Raw genomic sequence first — 13,635 nt, forward strand, 5'->3', positions numbered from 1 at the left:
CACGCCATGGCGCTGACGCGCAATGAACTGGCCGCCCGGGTGGCCCGGGAACTGGAAAACGGGCAGTACGTGAACCTGGGCATCGGCATGCCCACCCTGATTCCCAACTACATCCCCGACGGCGTGGAGGTCATCCTGCATTCGGAGAACGGGATCCTCGGCGTCGGCCCCTATCCCACCGAGGACAACGTCGACCCGGACCTGATCAACGCGGGCAAGGAGACCGTGACGCTCAACCGCGGAGCGGCCATCTTCGACTCTTCCGCTTCCTTCGGCATGGTCCGCGGCGGGCACGTCGACGTCGCCGTTCTCGGCGCCATGCAGGTGTCCCGGACCGGAGATCTGGCCAACTGGATGATCCCCGGCAAGATGGTCAAGGGCATGGGCGGTGCCATGGACCTGGTTTTCGGTGCCAAACGGCTGATCGTCATGATGGAACACGTGGACAGGGACGGGAATCCCAAGATTTTGACCGAATGCACGCTGCCGCTGACCGGCAGGGGCTGCGTGGACACCATCATCACCGACCTGGCGGTCATCGACGTCGCGGAGCAAGGGCTGGTGCTGCGCGAGACGGCCCCCGGCGTCGAGGTGCGGGACGTCGTGGCCGCCACCGGCACCGAGCTCCGGATCGACCAGTACCAGGCGGGTGCCCGGTGAACACCGACGCCGGGGCAGCGGCCACGCCCTCCGAAGCCGCCGGGGCGCAGAAAGTGATCATCCAGCGCGGGCTCTACTTCGAGGAGATCGAGGCGGACGTCATCTACGCGCACCGGCCGGGCCGGACGGTCACCGAGGCGGACAACGTTTTCTTCACCACCGCCACCATGAACAACCAGGCCCTGCATCTGGACGCGGCGTGGGCGGCGGAGCAGCCGTTCGGCCAGCGGCTGATGAATTCCATGTTCACCCTCGCCACCGTGGTGGGCCAGTCGGTCGGCCAGCTCACCCAGTCCACGATCGTGGCTCAGCTGGGCATGACCGACGTGACGTTCCCGCACCCGCTCTACCACGGGGACACCCTGTACACGGAGACGGTCGTCACCGACAAGCGGCTGTCCCGGTCCCGGCCCGGGACCGGGGTGGTGACCATGCACCACACCGGCCGGAACCAGCACGGGGATGTGGTCGCCACGGTGACGCGCAGCTGCCTGATGTGGACCAAGGATGGCCACGCGGACGCCATCGCGGGCTCGGAAACGGCCGACGCCGAACTGTGGGACGGCCGGCCCGGGGACGGAAGCCGATGACCGGCTTCGGCATGGGACCGGCCATCCTGTTTTGTCCGGCGGACCGCCCGGACCGTTACGGCAAGGCGGCCGCACGCGCCGACGCGGTGATCCTGGACCTGGAGGACGCCGTTGCTCCGGCCGACCGTGCGGCGGCCCGGGCAGCCATCATCGACAACCCGCTGGACCCCGACCGGACGATCGTCCGGGTCAACGCGGCCGGCACCGCCGACCACGCACCGGACCTGGAGGCCGTCCGCCGGTCCGGCTACCGCACCATCATGCTGGCAAAGGCGGAGGACGCGGCGGCCGCCGGCGGGCTGGGGGAGTACTCGGTGGTGGCCCTGTGCGAGACGGCCCTCGGCGTGCTGCGCGCCGCGGAACTGGCACGCTGCGCGAACGTCACCGCGCTGATGTGGGGAGCCGAGGACCTGGTCGCCTCACTGGGCGGCAGCTCCAGCCGGTCCGCCTCCGGAACCTACCGGGACGTGGCCCGGCAGGCGCGTGCGCAGGTCCTGCTCGCCGCCGGCGCCTACGGCAAGGCCGCCATCGACTCGGTCTACCTCGACATAGCGGACCTCGGCGGGCTCGCCGCTGAGGCTGAGGACGCCGTCGCCTCGGGGTTCGCGGCCAAGGCCATCATCCACCCCAGCCAGGCCGACGTGGTGCGGGCCGCTTATCGCCCGGGCGAGGAGGAAACCGACCATGCGGCCGCGCTGCTGGCCGCCGCCGCCACCGAATCCGGGGCCTTCCGGTTCCGCGGCCAAATGGTCGACGGGCCGGTCCTCAAGCACGCCGAGCAGATCCTGCGGCGGGCCCGGCAAACCCCGTCCTAACGTCTGGTCGGGACGCAGGCCCCGTCCTGACTCGTGAGCGGGACCGGAACACAGTCCTAGCGGCCTATCGGGACGTAAAACTTCTCCGGCCGGCCGGCTGCCCCGTAGCGCGGGGTGATCCGTGCCTCGCCGCGCGACACCAGGTACTCCAGGTAGCGCCGCGCGCTGACCCGGGCCAGGCCCAGCCGCCCGGCGACCTCGGACGCAGAGGAGGCAGCGCCGGCCGCATGCAGGTCGGCGATCACCGCCTCCAGGGTGGGCAGGGACAGGCCCTTGGGCAGCGGGACCGCGGCCCCGGAGCCGGACAGCGCGACGGCGGAAAGCGCGGCGCGGCCGGCATCGCTTCGGGACGCGGCGGCGCGCGGCAACAGCCGGGGTGCGCCCGAGGCGCCGCGGGGCGCCGGGCCTTCGGCCGTTCCGTCCGCGTCCCGCCGGGCGGACTCCCTGCCGGCGTCGAGCTGCGGCGCGAGCAGCCGGTCGATGCCGTCCTGGTCCAGCACGGCGGAGTCGTCGCTGCCGCTGATGTGCCGGCGGTGTTCCACATAGGCGTCCAGCCGCTCCATCAGCACCCGCGCGTTGAACGGCTTGACGAGGTAGTGGAGCACGCCGCCGGCCATCGCGGCCCGCACCGTGTCCAGTTCGCGTGCCGCAGTTATCGCGATCACGTCGACAGGTTCGCCGGGAAGGTTCCGGACCGCGCGCAGCACGTCGATGCCGCTCATGTCCGGCAGGTGGATGTCCAGCAGCACCAGTTCGGGCCGTAGCGCCGCGACCATGGCCAGGCCCTCGGCCCCGGTGTATGCGGTGCCCACGGCGTCGAAGGCGCCGTGGGCCAGCAGGAAGCCGGTGTGTACCCCGGCAACTTCTTTGTCGTCGTCGATGACGACCGTGCGGATCTGGCTCATGGGACCGGAATTTCGTGCGCGCGGGCGTTGGGCGGGGTGGGCGAGAACGTGACCGTGAACTCGGCGCCGCCGGAGGCCGACGCCGCCACGCGGGCGCTGCCTCCGCGCCGCGCGGCGACGCGGCTGACCAGCGCGAGGCCGAACCCCCGGCTGCCCGGCAGGGCGGTTTCCTTGCCCGAGACGCCGGGCTCGAAGATGCGGTGGTATTCCTCCGCAGGGATGCCGGGGCCGTCGTCGGCGACCGTGATGGTGCAGCCGGCCGGGCCGCTGGCGATGGCGACGGTGATGGTTCCCTGCATCCCCACGGCTTCGATGGCGTTGTCGATCAGGTTCCCGAGAACCGTGACCGCATCGGTGGTGCCGTCCGGGGCGAGCTCGGATGCCGGATCGATGAGCAGCCTGATGTCCTTTTCGTCGCAGATGGTGGTCTTGGCCATCAGCAGGCTGGCCGCGTCCGGGTCCGTGATGCCCGGGGCCAGTTCGCCCGCCACCACCGACCCGCCGTGGCCGGAGCGCGAGATGAAGTCCACCGCCTGCTGCGCGCGGCCCAGTTCCAGCAGGCCGGAGATCACGTGCATCTTGTTGGAAAATTCGTGCGCCTGGGCACGCAGGGCCTGGGTGACATCCCGTGCACCGTCCAAATCCTGCAGCAGCTGGTGCAGTTCGGTGCGGTCACGCAGGATGAGGACGCTGCCCACGCGGCGCGAGTCCACGGTGGCCGCATTGGCCCGGGCCAGCAGCACCCGTTCGCCGGCGAGGACCGTTTCGTCGGCGCCGCCGGTGGCCGCGAGCATTGCTGCCAGCTCCGGTTCCAGGATGGTGGTGGCTGGCTGGCCCAAAGCGGCATCGGAGACCTCCAGGAGGCGTTTCGCCTCATCGTTGAGCAAGGCGATGCGCCCGCGGTCGTCGACGGCGACCACGCCCTCGCCGATGCCGTGCAGCATCGCGTCGCGCGTTTCGAGCAGGGCGGCAATCTCCTCCGGCTCGAGCTGATAGATCCGCCGCCACACCAGCCGCGAGATGTAGATCGCGCCGGCCGATCCGACCAGTGCCGCCGCGATGAGCCAGGCCAGCAGAACGGGCAAATCGTCGTTGAGGTCATCGCGCAGCGTTGATTCCAAGGTGCCGACCGACGCCGTGCCGATCACGGTTCCGCCCGACCGGTCATAGACGGGCACCTTCACCCGCCACGACTCGCCCAGCGTGCCGGTCTGCCTGCCGACGAACGTCTCGCCGGACAACGGGATCGACGGGTCCGTGGAAACCATCTGCCCGATCAATGCCGGGTTCGGGTGTGAGTAGCGGATCCCGCGGTCGTCCGTGACCACCACATAGGTCACGCCCGTGGACTGCGCGATGAGCTCGGCGATCGGCTGGATGGTCTCGCTGGGGTCTTCGTCGTCGAAGGCGTCCACAATGGACGGCAGTTGCGCCACCGAGCGTGCCACGCCGATCATCCGTCCCTCGTAGGCGTCGCGGATCTGCTGCTCCTGCATCGAAATGGCGACCGAGCCGGCCACCAGCACGACGGCGAGCAGGATGGACAGCTGCAGCACAAACAGCTGGGTCCGCAGCGACAGGGATTGGAACACACCACCATTTTCTCATGCTGTTAGCTGCGCCACTTTGCAGCCGCCATCTGGTGCCTCGGCGCGGGGCGCGGTTGTGACCACAATGACCAATACGGCCACAATGACCGCATTCTTCCCGCGCGCCGGGCCGGCCCCTACGCTGGGGCGCACGGCATGGTGATGCCCATCACGCCGGTTGGAGGAGGAAGAACCTACATGAAGCTCGACCGTACGATGAGACGCCGTTCGGCCCTGGTGGCCGCCGCGGCAGCATCCGCCCTGGTCCTGGCCGCCTGCGGCTCCACTGGTGGCGGCGGGGGCGGTGCCGAAGAAGCCGGCATCGACAAGCTCAACATCATTGTCCCGGCAGACCCGGGCGGCGGCTGGGACCAGACCGGCCGCGCCATTCAGAAGGATCTGCAGGAAAACGACCTGGTTTCCAGCGCCTCGGTGGTCAACATCGGCGGCGCCGGCGGCACCAACGGGCTGGCGAAGCTGGCCACCGAACAGAACCCGGACACCCTGATGGTGATGGGGTACGTCATGGTCGGGGCCGTGGAAACCAACAAGTCGAAGAACCGGATCGAAGACACCACGCCGATCGCCCGGCTCACCGAAGAGCCGCTCGTCGTCGTCGTTCCCGCCGACTCGCCGTACCAGACGATCGACGACCTGATCGCCGACGTCAAGGCCAAGGGCAAGGGCGTCTCCATCACCGGCGGCTCCGCCGGCGGCGCCGACCACATCCTGGCCGGCCTCATGCTGAAGGAAGCCGGAATCGGCGCCGACAGCCTGAACTACATCCCGTACTCCGGTGGCGGGGAATCGCTGGCGGCGCTGCTGGGCAACAAGGTCTCGGCCGGCATCTCCGGCGTGGGGGAGTACGCGGAGCAGGTCAAGGCCGGCAAGCTGCGCGCCCTGGCGGTCTCCGGCCCGGAGGCGGCGCCGCAGTTGCCCGAGGTCAAGCCGCTGAAGGAGCAGGGCATGGACGTGGTGCTCACCAACTGGCGCGGCGTCGTGGCTCCCGGGTCTATCGACGATGCCCAGGCGGAGAAGCTCACGGCACTGATGACCGAGCTGCACGACACCGATGCGTGGAAGGAAACCCTGTCCACCAACAACTGGGGCGACGCGTTCCTGGCCGGCGAAGAATTTGAGAGCTTCCTGACGGAGGACATCAAGACAGTCACCGCGACCCTGACGGATATCGGTCTCGTGAAGTAACCATGGCCTCTTCCACTACTGGAGCGGTCCGGGGCGGCACTGCCGCCCCGGGCAAGCCGCTCGGAGAAATAATCTTCGCGGCCGTGATCCTGAGCATCGGGATCGTCGGGTTCGTGGCCGGGGCGGGGATCGAAACGCCCGACGCGGCCAGCGACATCGGGCCCCGGGCGCTGCCGTACATCGTCTCCGGCCTGCTGGTGGCCGTCGGTGCCGGCCTGATCGTGCAGTTGCTGCGCGGCGTCACCGGCGAGGCCGAAGAGGGCGAAGACATCGATCCGGATGTCAAGACGGACTGGCTGACCGTCGCCAAGATGGCGGGCGCCGTCGTCGTTCATATTTTCCTGATCGTGCCGCTGGGCTGGCCGGTTGCCGCGGCCGTGCTGTTCGTCGGCGCGGCGTGGGCGCTCGGCGCCAAGCCGCTGTGGCGTGCGGCCGTGGTCGGGGTAGTCATGGCGCTGCTGCTGCAGTTCGCGTTCGCCGGGCTCCTCGGCGTCTCGCTGCCTGCCGGCGTGCTCGAAGGGGTGCCGTTCCTGAATGGATAACTTCTACGCCCTCCTCGAGGGCTTCTCCGTGGCGATGCAGCCGATCTACCTGCTGTACGCCCTGGGCGGCGTCCTGGTCGGAACGGCGGTGGGGGTGCTGCCGGGTATCGGCCCGGCGATGACCGTTGCCCTGCTGATGCCGATCACCTACAGCCTCGAGCCGACGGCGGCGATCATCGTTTTCGCCGGCATTTACTACGGCGGCATGTACGGCGGCTCGACCACGTCGATCCTGCTGAACACGCCCGGTGAATCCGCCTCCATCGTCACCGCGCTCGAGGGCAACCGGATGGCGAAAGCCGGCCGCGGTGCCGCGGCGCTGGCGACGGCGGCAATCGGTTCCTTCATCGCCGGCACGGTGGCCACGGTGCTGCTGAGTTTCGTGGCGCCCTATGTGGCTGCGTTCGCCGTGCAAATCGGTCCGGTGGAGTACGTTGCCCTGATGGTCGTGGCGTTCCTGACCGTCGGCGCGCTGCTGGGCGCCTCGGTGCTGCGCGGCCTGGCCTCGCTGGGGCTGGGACTGTTCATGGCGTTCATGGGCGTGGACCTGATGACCGGCCAGCAGCGCTACACCTTCGGCAGCCCCTTCCTGGCGGACGGGATCGACGTGGTGCTGGTGGCCGTGGGGCTGTTCGCGCTGGGCGAGGCGCTGTACGTGGCGTCCCGGCTGCGGCACGGGCCCGTCAAGGTCATCCCGGTGACCGGCGGCTGGACGTCGTGGATGAAGAAGGAGGACTGGCGGCGGTCCTGGAAGCCGTGGCTGCGCGGGACCTTCATCGGCTTCCCGATCGGCACCATGCCGGCCGGCGGCGCCGACGTGGCCACCTTCCTGTCCTATGCGTCCGAGAAGAAACTGGCCAGGGGCGCGCGCAAGAAGCAATTCGGGCGCGGCGCCATCGAAGGCGTGGCCGGGCCGGAGTCGGCCAACAACGCGGCCGCGGCCGGCGTGCTGGTCCCGCTGCTGACGCTGGGCATTCCGACGACGGCGACGGCGGCGATGATGCTGGTGGCTTTCCAGCGCTACAACATCCAGCCCGGGCCGCTGCTGTTCGAGGTCGAGGGCGCCCTGGTCTGGGCACTGATCGCCAGCCTCTACGTGGGCAACCTGATGCTGCTGGTCCTGAACCTGCCGCTGGTCGGCATCTGGGTGAAGATCCTGCAGATCCCGCGGCCGTACCTCTACGCCGGCATCCTGGTCTTCGCAGCCATGGGTGCGTTTTCGGTGAACTTCACCCCGGTCGACGTGTTCGTGCTGCTGGTGGTGGGCGTGCTGGGCTTCTTCATGCGCCGGTACGGCTACCCGATCGCCCCGCTCGTGGTGGGCATGATCCTGGGCCCGATCTTCGAGAGCCAGCTGCGGCGTTCGCTGGCCATCTCCCAGGGTGATCCGATGGCGTTGGTTTCCACTCCGATCTCGGCGGGCATCTACATCGCCCTGGTCGTCATCTTCGCGCTGTCCTTCTGGATGAAGAAGCGGCAGCGCGTGATGGAATCGGCGATGCTCGACGACGAGAACCCTCAAGGCAAGGAGGTCAGCGCATGACGACGATAGTGGTGGGGTATGTTCCCAACGCACTGGGCGACGCCGCACTGGCCGCCGCCATCGACGAGGCCGGCCGCCGTTCGGCGAAGCTGCTGGTGGTCAACACCACCCGGGCCGACCGGTTGGTGGACCCAACCTATGCGGACGCCGCCGACGTCACCCGGCTGGAATCGGTCCTGACGGGGGCCGGCGTTGATTTCAGCATCAGGCACGGCATTTCGGACGGGCTGGCCGCCGACGACGTGCTCGACGCCGCCGAAGAGTCCGGGGCGGACCTGATTGTCATCGGGGTGCGTAACCGCACGCCGGTAGGCAAGCTGGTGATGGGTTCCACGGCGCAAACCATCCTGCTGGGCGCCTCCTGCAACGTGCTGGCGGTCAAGCAGGGGTAGCCGGTGGCGGCGATGGCTCGCCGTAGTCGGCAACGCCGCGCTCGCCGGGGGGCGCCAAGGCGCTGACATCGACGCCGGTGCAAGGTTCCGCTGCCGGTGCAGGGCCCACAAACCCTGCACTGGCAGATTTTCCCTGCACCGGTGCCGTGTCCCGCACGACCGGTGGAGCAGCCCGCGCGGCCAGGAGTGTCGTCGGGATTACGCGCCGTAGACGATGATCTGCACACCAGGTCAGGGGATGGCTTCGAGATCACCCCGTACAACCGGTGATCTCGAAGCCAAGGGGTAACTTGGACGCCCCACAGCTGGCGCTCGGCGGGCGGACCGCCCGTGCTGGATAATTGAGCGCATGGAGTTCCGAGATCCGCCCCGCGCCGCACCGCTTCCCGCCCGACGCAAGGTAGTGCTGCTGGGTTCCACGGGTTCGATCGGCACGCAGGGGATCGACGTCGTGGACGCGGCCCCGGAACGCTTCGAGGTCACGGCGCTCGCAGCCGGCGGCAACGTGGAACTGGCCGCCCGGCAGGCGGTCCAGACCCGGGCCCAGGCGGTCGGAACCGCCGCCGGGACGGTGGATGAACTGGCCACGGCCATCAAGGCCGCCGCGGCGGACGCCGGCGTGTCCGGCTACTCGCCGGAGCTCTTTGCCGGCCCCGACGCCGCGGCGCGGATCGCCGCGTGGCCGGACGCCGACGTCGTGCTTAACGGCATTACCGGGTCCATCGGCCTGGCCCCCACGCTGGCCGCGCTCGGCGCGGGCCACTTGTTGGCGCTGGCCAACAAGGAGTCCCTCATTGCCGGTGGGTCCCTGGTCAAGCAGGCCGCGCGGCCCGGGCAGATCGTGCCGGTGGATTCGGAACACTCGGCGCTGGCCCAGGCGCTCCGGTCGGGCACGGCCGCCGAAGTGGACCGGCTGATCGTCACCGCATCCGGCGGGCCGTTCCGCGGCTACAGCAGGGCCGAGCTGCGCGACGTCACTCCGGCGCAGGCGCTGGCCCACCCCACCTGGGACATGGGCCGGATGGTCACCACCAACTCGGCGACGATGGTGAACAAGGCGCTGGAAGTCATCGAAGCCCACCTGCTCTTCGACGTCCCGCTGGAGCGGATCGACGTGGTGGTGCACCCGCAGTCGGTGGTGCACTCGATGGTGCAGTTCACCGACGGATCCACCATCGCGCAGGCGTCGCCGCCGGACATGCGCCTGCCGATCGCCCTCGGCATGGGCTGGCCGGAGCGGGTACCGGGCGCCGCGCAGCCGTGTGACTGGAGCCGTGCCACCAGCTGGACCTTCGAGCCCTTGGACGAGGAGGTCTTCGGCGCGGTGCGGCTGGCCAAGGAGGCGGCCGGCCGCGGCGGGACCTTCATGGCCGTCTACAACGCGGCCAACGAAGAAGCCGTGGACGCCTTCCACGACGGCCGGATCCGCTTCGACGAGATTGTGGAGACGGTGGCTGCCGTGGTGGATGCGCACGCGCCGTCCGACGAACTGACCGTGGCGGCAGTGCTGGCCGCAGAGGACTGGGCACGCTCGCGGGCCCACGAACGTTTGGCTATGTTGTGACCATTCTGCTTTTCATTCTCGGCGTCCTCTTCGTGGCCGTCGGCATCGCCGTGTCCATCGCCCTGCACGAGGTGGGCCACCTGCTGCCCGCCAAGCTGTTCAAGGTGCGGGTCACCCAGTACATGGTCGGCTTCGGCAAGACCCTCTTCTCCCGACGGCGCGGCGAGACCGAATACGGCGTGAAGGCCATCCCGCTCGGCGGCTACGTGTCGATGATCGGCATGTACCCGCCGGCCAAGGACAGCGCCCGGGGCGGCAAGGACGGCGGCAGGGTCATGGACGGCGGAGGCGACGGGGGCGGCCGCGGCGTCGGCGGCGGCGCGGTCCGCCGGTCCAGCACCGGCATGTTCCAGCAACTGGCCAACGACGCCCGGCAGGCCGAAGCCGAGCGGCTGCAGCCCGGCGACGAAAACCGGATGTTCTACAAACTGCCGGTCTGGAAACGGATCATCATCATGCTCGGCGGTCCGTTCGTGAACCTGGTCATCGGCACGGTGCTCATCGGCATCGTGCTGGTCGGCTTCGGCACCGCCCAGGCCACCACCACCATTGCCCAGGTCAATAAATGCGTGGTCCCGGCGTCCCAGGCCGCCGAAACCGGACAGACCGACTGCCTGCCCAGCGATCCCGAGGCTCCCGCCACCGCGGCGGGCATCCGGCCCGGGGACACCGTCACCGCCTTCGACGGCAGGCCGGTCACCGACTGGTACCAGTTGACCGAATGGATCCGGGCCGCGGCGGGGGAGCAGACGCCGATCACCCTCCAGCGCGACGGCCGGGAAATCACTACGACCATCACCCCGATCCTCACCGAACGCCCGGTATTCGACGACGCCGGGCAACCGCTGCTCGACGGCGACGGCGAGCCGGTGACGGAGCAGGCGGGCTTCGTGGGGATGGGCGCCACCACCGCGCTGGTACCGCAGCCGGCCGCCGACGTGCTCCCGGCCGTGGGGGAGAACCTGCAGGCGATCACCGGCGTGGTGCTCCATCTGCCGCAGCGACTGGCGGACGTGGCCGAGGCCGCCTTCAGCGATGCTCCGCGCGACCCGAACGGGCCGATGAGCGTGGTGGGCGTGGGCCGGATTGCCGGCGAGATCAGCGCGATGGACGAGATTCCCTTCGAGGCGCGGGCAGCCTCGCTGATCGGGTTGGTCGGTTCGGTCAACCTGGCGCTGTTCGTGTTCAACCTGATCCCGCTGCTGCCGCTCGACGGAGGGCACGTGGCCGGCGCGCTTTGGGAGGCCATCCGCCGCGGCTTCGCCAAGCTGTTCCGCCGCCCGGATCCGGGGCCGGTGGACATCGCCAAGCTGCTCCCGCTGACCTACGTGGTGGCCGTGGTGATGATGGGCATGGGCGCGCTGCTGATTTACGCAGACATCGTCAAACCGGTCAATATCTTCGGCTGATCCGGCATGGCGGCGCCCTGGCGAAACCGCCACCTCCCCTGATCCGGCACGACGGCGGTGCATGCCCGTGTGCGCGGCAGTCCCTTGTGCGCGGCGCGCCCGCCGTTGGTTGGAACCCTGCCGGTCCCCGTGGTTAGACTGGCCGGAACCGGCGAAGGGAGCCACGACCTGTGAGCACGGCACCGCGTACAGCCCGCACCGCAGCGCGCCTTCGGGGCACCGCCCGGGCGGCGTCGATGGGCCGCAGGCCCCGGTTCAGGGCCGGCGCCGCCGCCGTCCTGGCGGCCGCTGTTGTACTTGCCGGTTGCACCGCGCCGGGCGAGGCCCAGGATCCGCCATCATCGGCAGCGTCAACGGAGGCTGCCCCGGATCGCGTGCAGTTGAGGGCTGGTGCCGCCGATCCGCAGGTGCTTGCCGGCTCCGACGCCGAAGCATCGCTCGCCGCCAGCCAGGCGTTGTTTGACTCCAGTCCCGTGGCGTTCGTCGCGCCTCCCGGCGACGCCGAGGCCATAGCTGCCGCGGCTGCCGAATCGGTACCGATGGGTGTGCCGCTGCTGTTGGCGGGAGACGGGCTGGCCGAAGAACTGGAGCGCCTCGGCGTCCGCCAAGTCAAGGCTTTCGGCCGGCCGCCCGCCGAGCCGGAGGGCTCCCCGAGCGCCGCGCCGGAAGCCAACTCCGCGGCCGGGCCCTCTGATTCGACCACGGCCGGCTCCGCGGCCGGGCCCGCCGCCTCGGCCGCTGCCGGGCCCGCCGCCTCGGCCGCTGCCGGCTCCGCGGCCTTGAAGACCGCATCGACGGTGTCCGGCGCCGACCCGGATCAAGGCATCGAGGCGTGGGCCCCGCTGCTGGCGGACGCGGAAATCCTGCCCCCGGACGGGGACATGGAGGCGCCCGAGCGTGCGGAGGAGCCCGCAGCCGTCTCGGTGTTGACGGACAAGGACGGCGGGCGGGACTATCCCGCGACCCTTGCGGTCGTGGAGGCGGCAGGCGCCCGGGTCTTCCAGGACCCGCACGCAGACCCGCGGCACGGCAGCGAGACCATCGAATTCCTGCGCCAAGAACCCGAGAACCGCGTGCTCGCCGTCGGCGAAGAGTTCGGCAGCGGCGACACCTTCGCGCGCCGGACCACGGCAGCACTGACCGTGCCGGAACTGCCCGGCGGGGGCCAGATGGCCTTCCCGTCCCGGCGGATGGTGGCGCTGTACGGGCATCCCTCCGGGCCCGCCCTCGGCGCGCTCGGCGAGCAGGTTCCCAAGGCGTCGGTGAAGCGCGTGAAGAAACTCGCCAAGCAGTACCAACCGCACAGCAAGGAACCGGTGGTCCCGGCCTTCGAGATCATTGCCACGGTTGCCAGCGCCTCGGCCGGCAAGGACGGCGACTATTCGGAGGAGACGGATCCAAACGAGTTGCGCCCGTGGATTGATGCCGCCGGCGAGGCCGGGGTGTACGTGGTGCTGGATTTGCAGCCGGGCCGGTCGGACTTCCTCAGCCAGGCCAAGATGTACGAGGATCTGCTGAAGGAACCGCATGTGGGCCTGGCCCTGGACCCGGAATGGCGGCTGGGCAAGGGACAGCGTCACATGGAGCAAATCGGCTCGGTGTCCGCAGCGGAGATCAACCGGGTCAGCGACTGGCTGGCGAAACTCACCCGGAAGAACTCCCTGCCCCAGAAGGTGCTGATCCTGCACCAGTTTCAGTACCAGATGATTTCGGACCGCCAGGAGCTGGAAACCGGCCACGAAGAGCTGGCCCTGGTGCTGCACGCCGACGGCCACGGCGGGCCCGACCAGAAACTGGACACCTGGCGGGTCCTCCGGGAGGACCTGCCGAAGAACATCTGGATGGGCTGGAAGAACTTCTACGACGAAGACACCCCGACCTTCAGCCCGGAACGCACCTACACCGGCGTGAAGCCGGCTCCCTGGTTCGTTTCGTACCAATAGCCCCGCACCAACCACACGCGTCCTGCCAATAGCCCCGCGCCAACCACCGGCGTCACCAATAGCCCCGCCCCATCCACACTCGTCCTGCCAATAGCCCGCCCACATCCACCGGCGGGTAAGGTGAAGACCATGAGTGTCTTTGCCGTCGAATATGTCTACGCCGCCGATTCCGAGCCCGGCCGGGACGAATACCGTCCCGCCCACCGCGCCTGGCTGGGCGGCTTCCTGGACCGGGGCCGCCTGCTGGCCTCCGGCCCCTACGCCGACGGCACCGGCGCGCTGCTGATCTTCACCGCCGAGGACGAAGCCAGCCTGCTGGAGGAGCTGAAGCAGGATCCGTTCAACGTCAACAACTTCGTCTCCGGCCTGAAAGTCACCGACTGGAAGCCCGTCACCGGGGCGTTCGCCCACCACGCATGATCCTTCCCACTCCCGCTGCATGTGCCAACGCCCGGCGGGAAGGGGATAATGAAACCT

13 protein-coding genes are annotated in these 13,635 nt (G+C 69.5%); 11 read left to right on the top strand and 2 right to left on the bottom strand.

The features are described 5' to 3' along the window. The first annotated feature begins 6 nt into the window (after positions 1-6). From AC5RW2_RS28205 to AC5RW2_RS28215, 3 genes are read left to right on the top strand one after another with little or no spacing between them, the layout of a single operon-like run. Entirely contained in the window at positions 7-660 is a 654-nt protein-coding gene (locus AC5RW2_RS28205) for a CoA transferase subunit B (protein ID WP_494074792.1), read from the top strand. Then, positions 657-1,250 (top strand): MaoC family dehydratase, encoded by a 594-nt coding sequence (locus tag AC5RW2_RS28210; protein ID WP_494002446.1) that lies wholly within the window; start codon positions 657-659, stop codon positions 1,248-1,250. Before AC5RW2_RS28205 ends, AC5RW2_RS28210 begins: the two co-directional genes overlap by 4 nt. Next, positions 1,247-2,065 (top strand): HpcH/HpaI aldolase/citrate lyase family protein, encoded by an 819-nt coding sequence (locus tag AC5RW2_RS28215; RefSeq protein ID WP_494074793.1) that lies wholly within the window; start codon positions 1,247-1,249, stop codon positions 2,063-2,065. The genes AC5RW2_RS28210 and AC5RW2_RS28215 overlap by 4 nt, the downstream gene beginning before the upstream one ends. A gap of 56 nt (positions 2,066-2,121) precedes the next feature. Here the strand turns inward: AC5RW2_RS28215 and AC5RW2_RS28220 are convergent, their stop codons facing one another. Both AC5RW2_RS28220 and AC5RW2_RS28225 read right to left on the bottom strand, forming a co-directional pair. Further along, on the bottom strand, positions 2,122-2,970 hold the full coding sequence (locus AC5RW2_RS28220) for a response regulator transcription factor (RefSeq protein ID WP_494014201.1): 849 nt from the start codon (positions 2,968-2,970) through the stop codon (positions 2,122-2,124). Further along, the gene (locus AC5RW2_RS28225) at positions 2,967-4,562 is read right to left on the bottom strand and encodes an ATP-binding protein (RefSeq protein ID WP_494074794.1); all 1,596 of its coding nucleotides are present in this window, start codon (positions 4,560-4,562) and stop codon (positions 2,967-2,969) included. The genes AC5RW2_RS28220 and AC5RW2_RS28225 overlap by 4 nt, the downstream gene beginning before the upstream one ends. 195 nt (positions 4,563-4,757) lie before the next feature. On the opposite strand from AC5RW2_RS28225, the gene AC5RW2_RS28230 reads away from it, so the two are divergent. The 8 genes from AC5RW2_RS28230 to AC5RW2_RS28265 all read left to right on the top strand — a co-directional run bounded on the left by AC5RW2_RS28230 (position 4,758) and on the right by AC5RW2_RS28265 (position 13,578). Then, the gene (locus AC5RW2_RS28230; RefSeq protein ID WP_494023794.1) at positions 4,758-5,765 is read left to right on the top strand and encodes a Bug family tripartite tricarboxylate transporter substrate binding protein; all 1,008 of its coding nucleotides are present in this window, start codon (positions 4,758-4,760) and stop codon (positions 5,763-5,765) included. Between the two features lie 2 nt (positions 5,766-5,767). Next, the gene (locus AC5RW2_RS28235; RefSeq protein WP_494002441.1) at positions 5,768-6,307 is read left to right on the top strand and encodes a tripartite tricarboxylate transporter TctB family protein; all 540 of its coding nucleotides are present in this window, start codon (positions 5,768-5,770) and stop codon (positions 6,305-6,307) included. Further along, positions 6,300-7,850 carry a tripartite tricarboxylate transporter permease gene (locus AC5RW2_RS28240; RefSeq protein WP_494002440.1) on the top strand — a complete coding sequence of 517 codons (1,551 nt, stop codon included), beginning with the start codon at positions 6,300-6,302 and terminating at the stop codon, positions 7,848-7,850. Before AC5RW2_RS28235 ends, AC5RW2_RS28240 begins: the two co-directional genes overlap by 8 nt. Next, positions 7,847-8,242 (top strand): universal stress protein, encoded by a 396-nt coding sequence (locus tag AC5RW2_RS28245; protein ID WP_494023796.1) that lies wholly within the window; start codon positions 7,847-7,849, stop codon positions 8,240-8,242. Before AC5RW2_RS28240 ends, AC5RW2_RS28245 begins: the two co-directional genes overlap by 4 nt. 349 nt (positions 8,243-8,591) lie before the next feature. After that, the gene (gene dxr / locus AC5RW2_RS28250; RefSeq protein ID WP_494074795.1) at positions 8,592-9,806 is read left to right on the top strand and encodes a 1-deoxy-D-xylulose-5-phosphate reductoisomerase; all 1,215 of its coding nucleotides are present in this window, start codon (positions 8,592-8,594) and stop codon (positions 9,804-9,806) included. Next, positions 9,803-11,215 (top strand): M50 family metallopeptidase, encoded by a 1,413-nt coding sequence (locus tag AC5RW2_RS28255; RefSeq protein ID WP_494074796.1) that lies wholly within the window; start codon positions 9,803-9,805, stop codon positions 11,213-11,215. The genes dxr and AC5RW2_RS28255 overlap by 4 nt, the downstream gene beginning before the upstream one ends. A gap of 170 nt (positions 11,216-11,385) precedes the next feature. Then, positions 11,386-13,158 carry a hypothetical protein gene (locus AC5RW2_RS28260; RefSeq protein WP_494074797.1) on the top strand — a complete coding sequence of 591 codons (1,773 nt, stop codon included), beginning with the start codon at positions 11,386-11,388 and terminating at the stop codon, positions 13,156-13,158. Positions 13,159-13,287: 129 nt separating this feature from the next. After that, the gene (locus AC5RW2_RS28265; RefSeq protein ID WP_494014196.1) at positions 13,288-13,578 is read left to right on the top strand and encodes a YciI family protein; all 291 of its coding nucleotides are present in this window, start codon (positions 13,288-13,290) and stop codon (positions 13,576-13,578) included. Positions 13,579-13,635 lie beyond the last annotated feature (57 nt).

Source organism: Arthrobacter sp. B0316-1-20, from assembly GCF_059091865.1.

Bases quoted from the DNA above. Each gene is read 5' to 3' on its own strand.
- AC5RW2_RS28205 (WP_494074792.1), top strand. From the start codon at position 7: ATGGCGCTGACGCGCAATGAACTGGCCGCCCGGGTGGCCCGGGAACTG.
- AC5RW2_RS28215 (WP_494074793.1), top strand. From the start codon at position 1,247: ATGACCGGCTTCGGCATGGGACCGGCCATCCTGTTTTGTCCGGCGGAC.
- AC5RW2_RS28220 (WP_494014201.1), bottom strand. From the start codon at position 2,970: ATGAGCCAGATCCGCACGGTCGTCATCGACGACGACAAAGAAGTTGCC.
- AC5RW2_RS28230 (WP_494023794.1), top strand. From the start codon at position 4,758: ATGAAGCTCGACCGTACGATGAGACGCCGTTCGGCCCTGGTGGCCGCC.
- AC5RW2_RS28235 (WP_494002441.1), top strand. From the start codon at position 5,768: ATGGCCTCTTCCACTACTGGAGCGGTCCGGGGCGGCACTGCCGCCCCG.
- AC5RW2_RS28240 (WP_494002440.1), top strand. From the start codon at position 6,300: ATGGATAACTTCTACGCCCTCCTCGAGGGCTTCTCCGTGGCGATGCAG.
- AC5RW2_RS28245 (WP_494023796.1), top strand. From the start codon at position 7,847: ATGACGACGATAGTGGTGGGGTATGTTCCCAACGCACTGGGCGACGCC.
- dxr (WP_494074795.1), top strand. From the start codon at position 8,592: ATGGAGTTCCGAGATCCGCCCCGCGCCGCACCGCTTCCCGCCCGACGC.
- AC5RW2_RS28265 (WP_494014196.1), top strand. From the start codon at position 13,288: ATGAGTGTCTTTGCCGTCGAATATGTCTACGCCGCCGATTCCGAGCCC.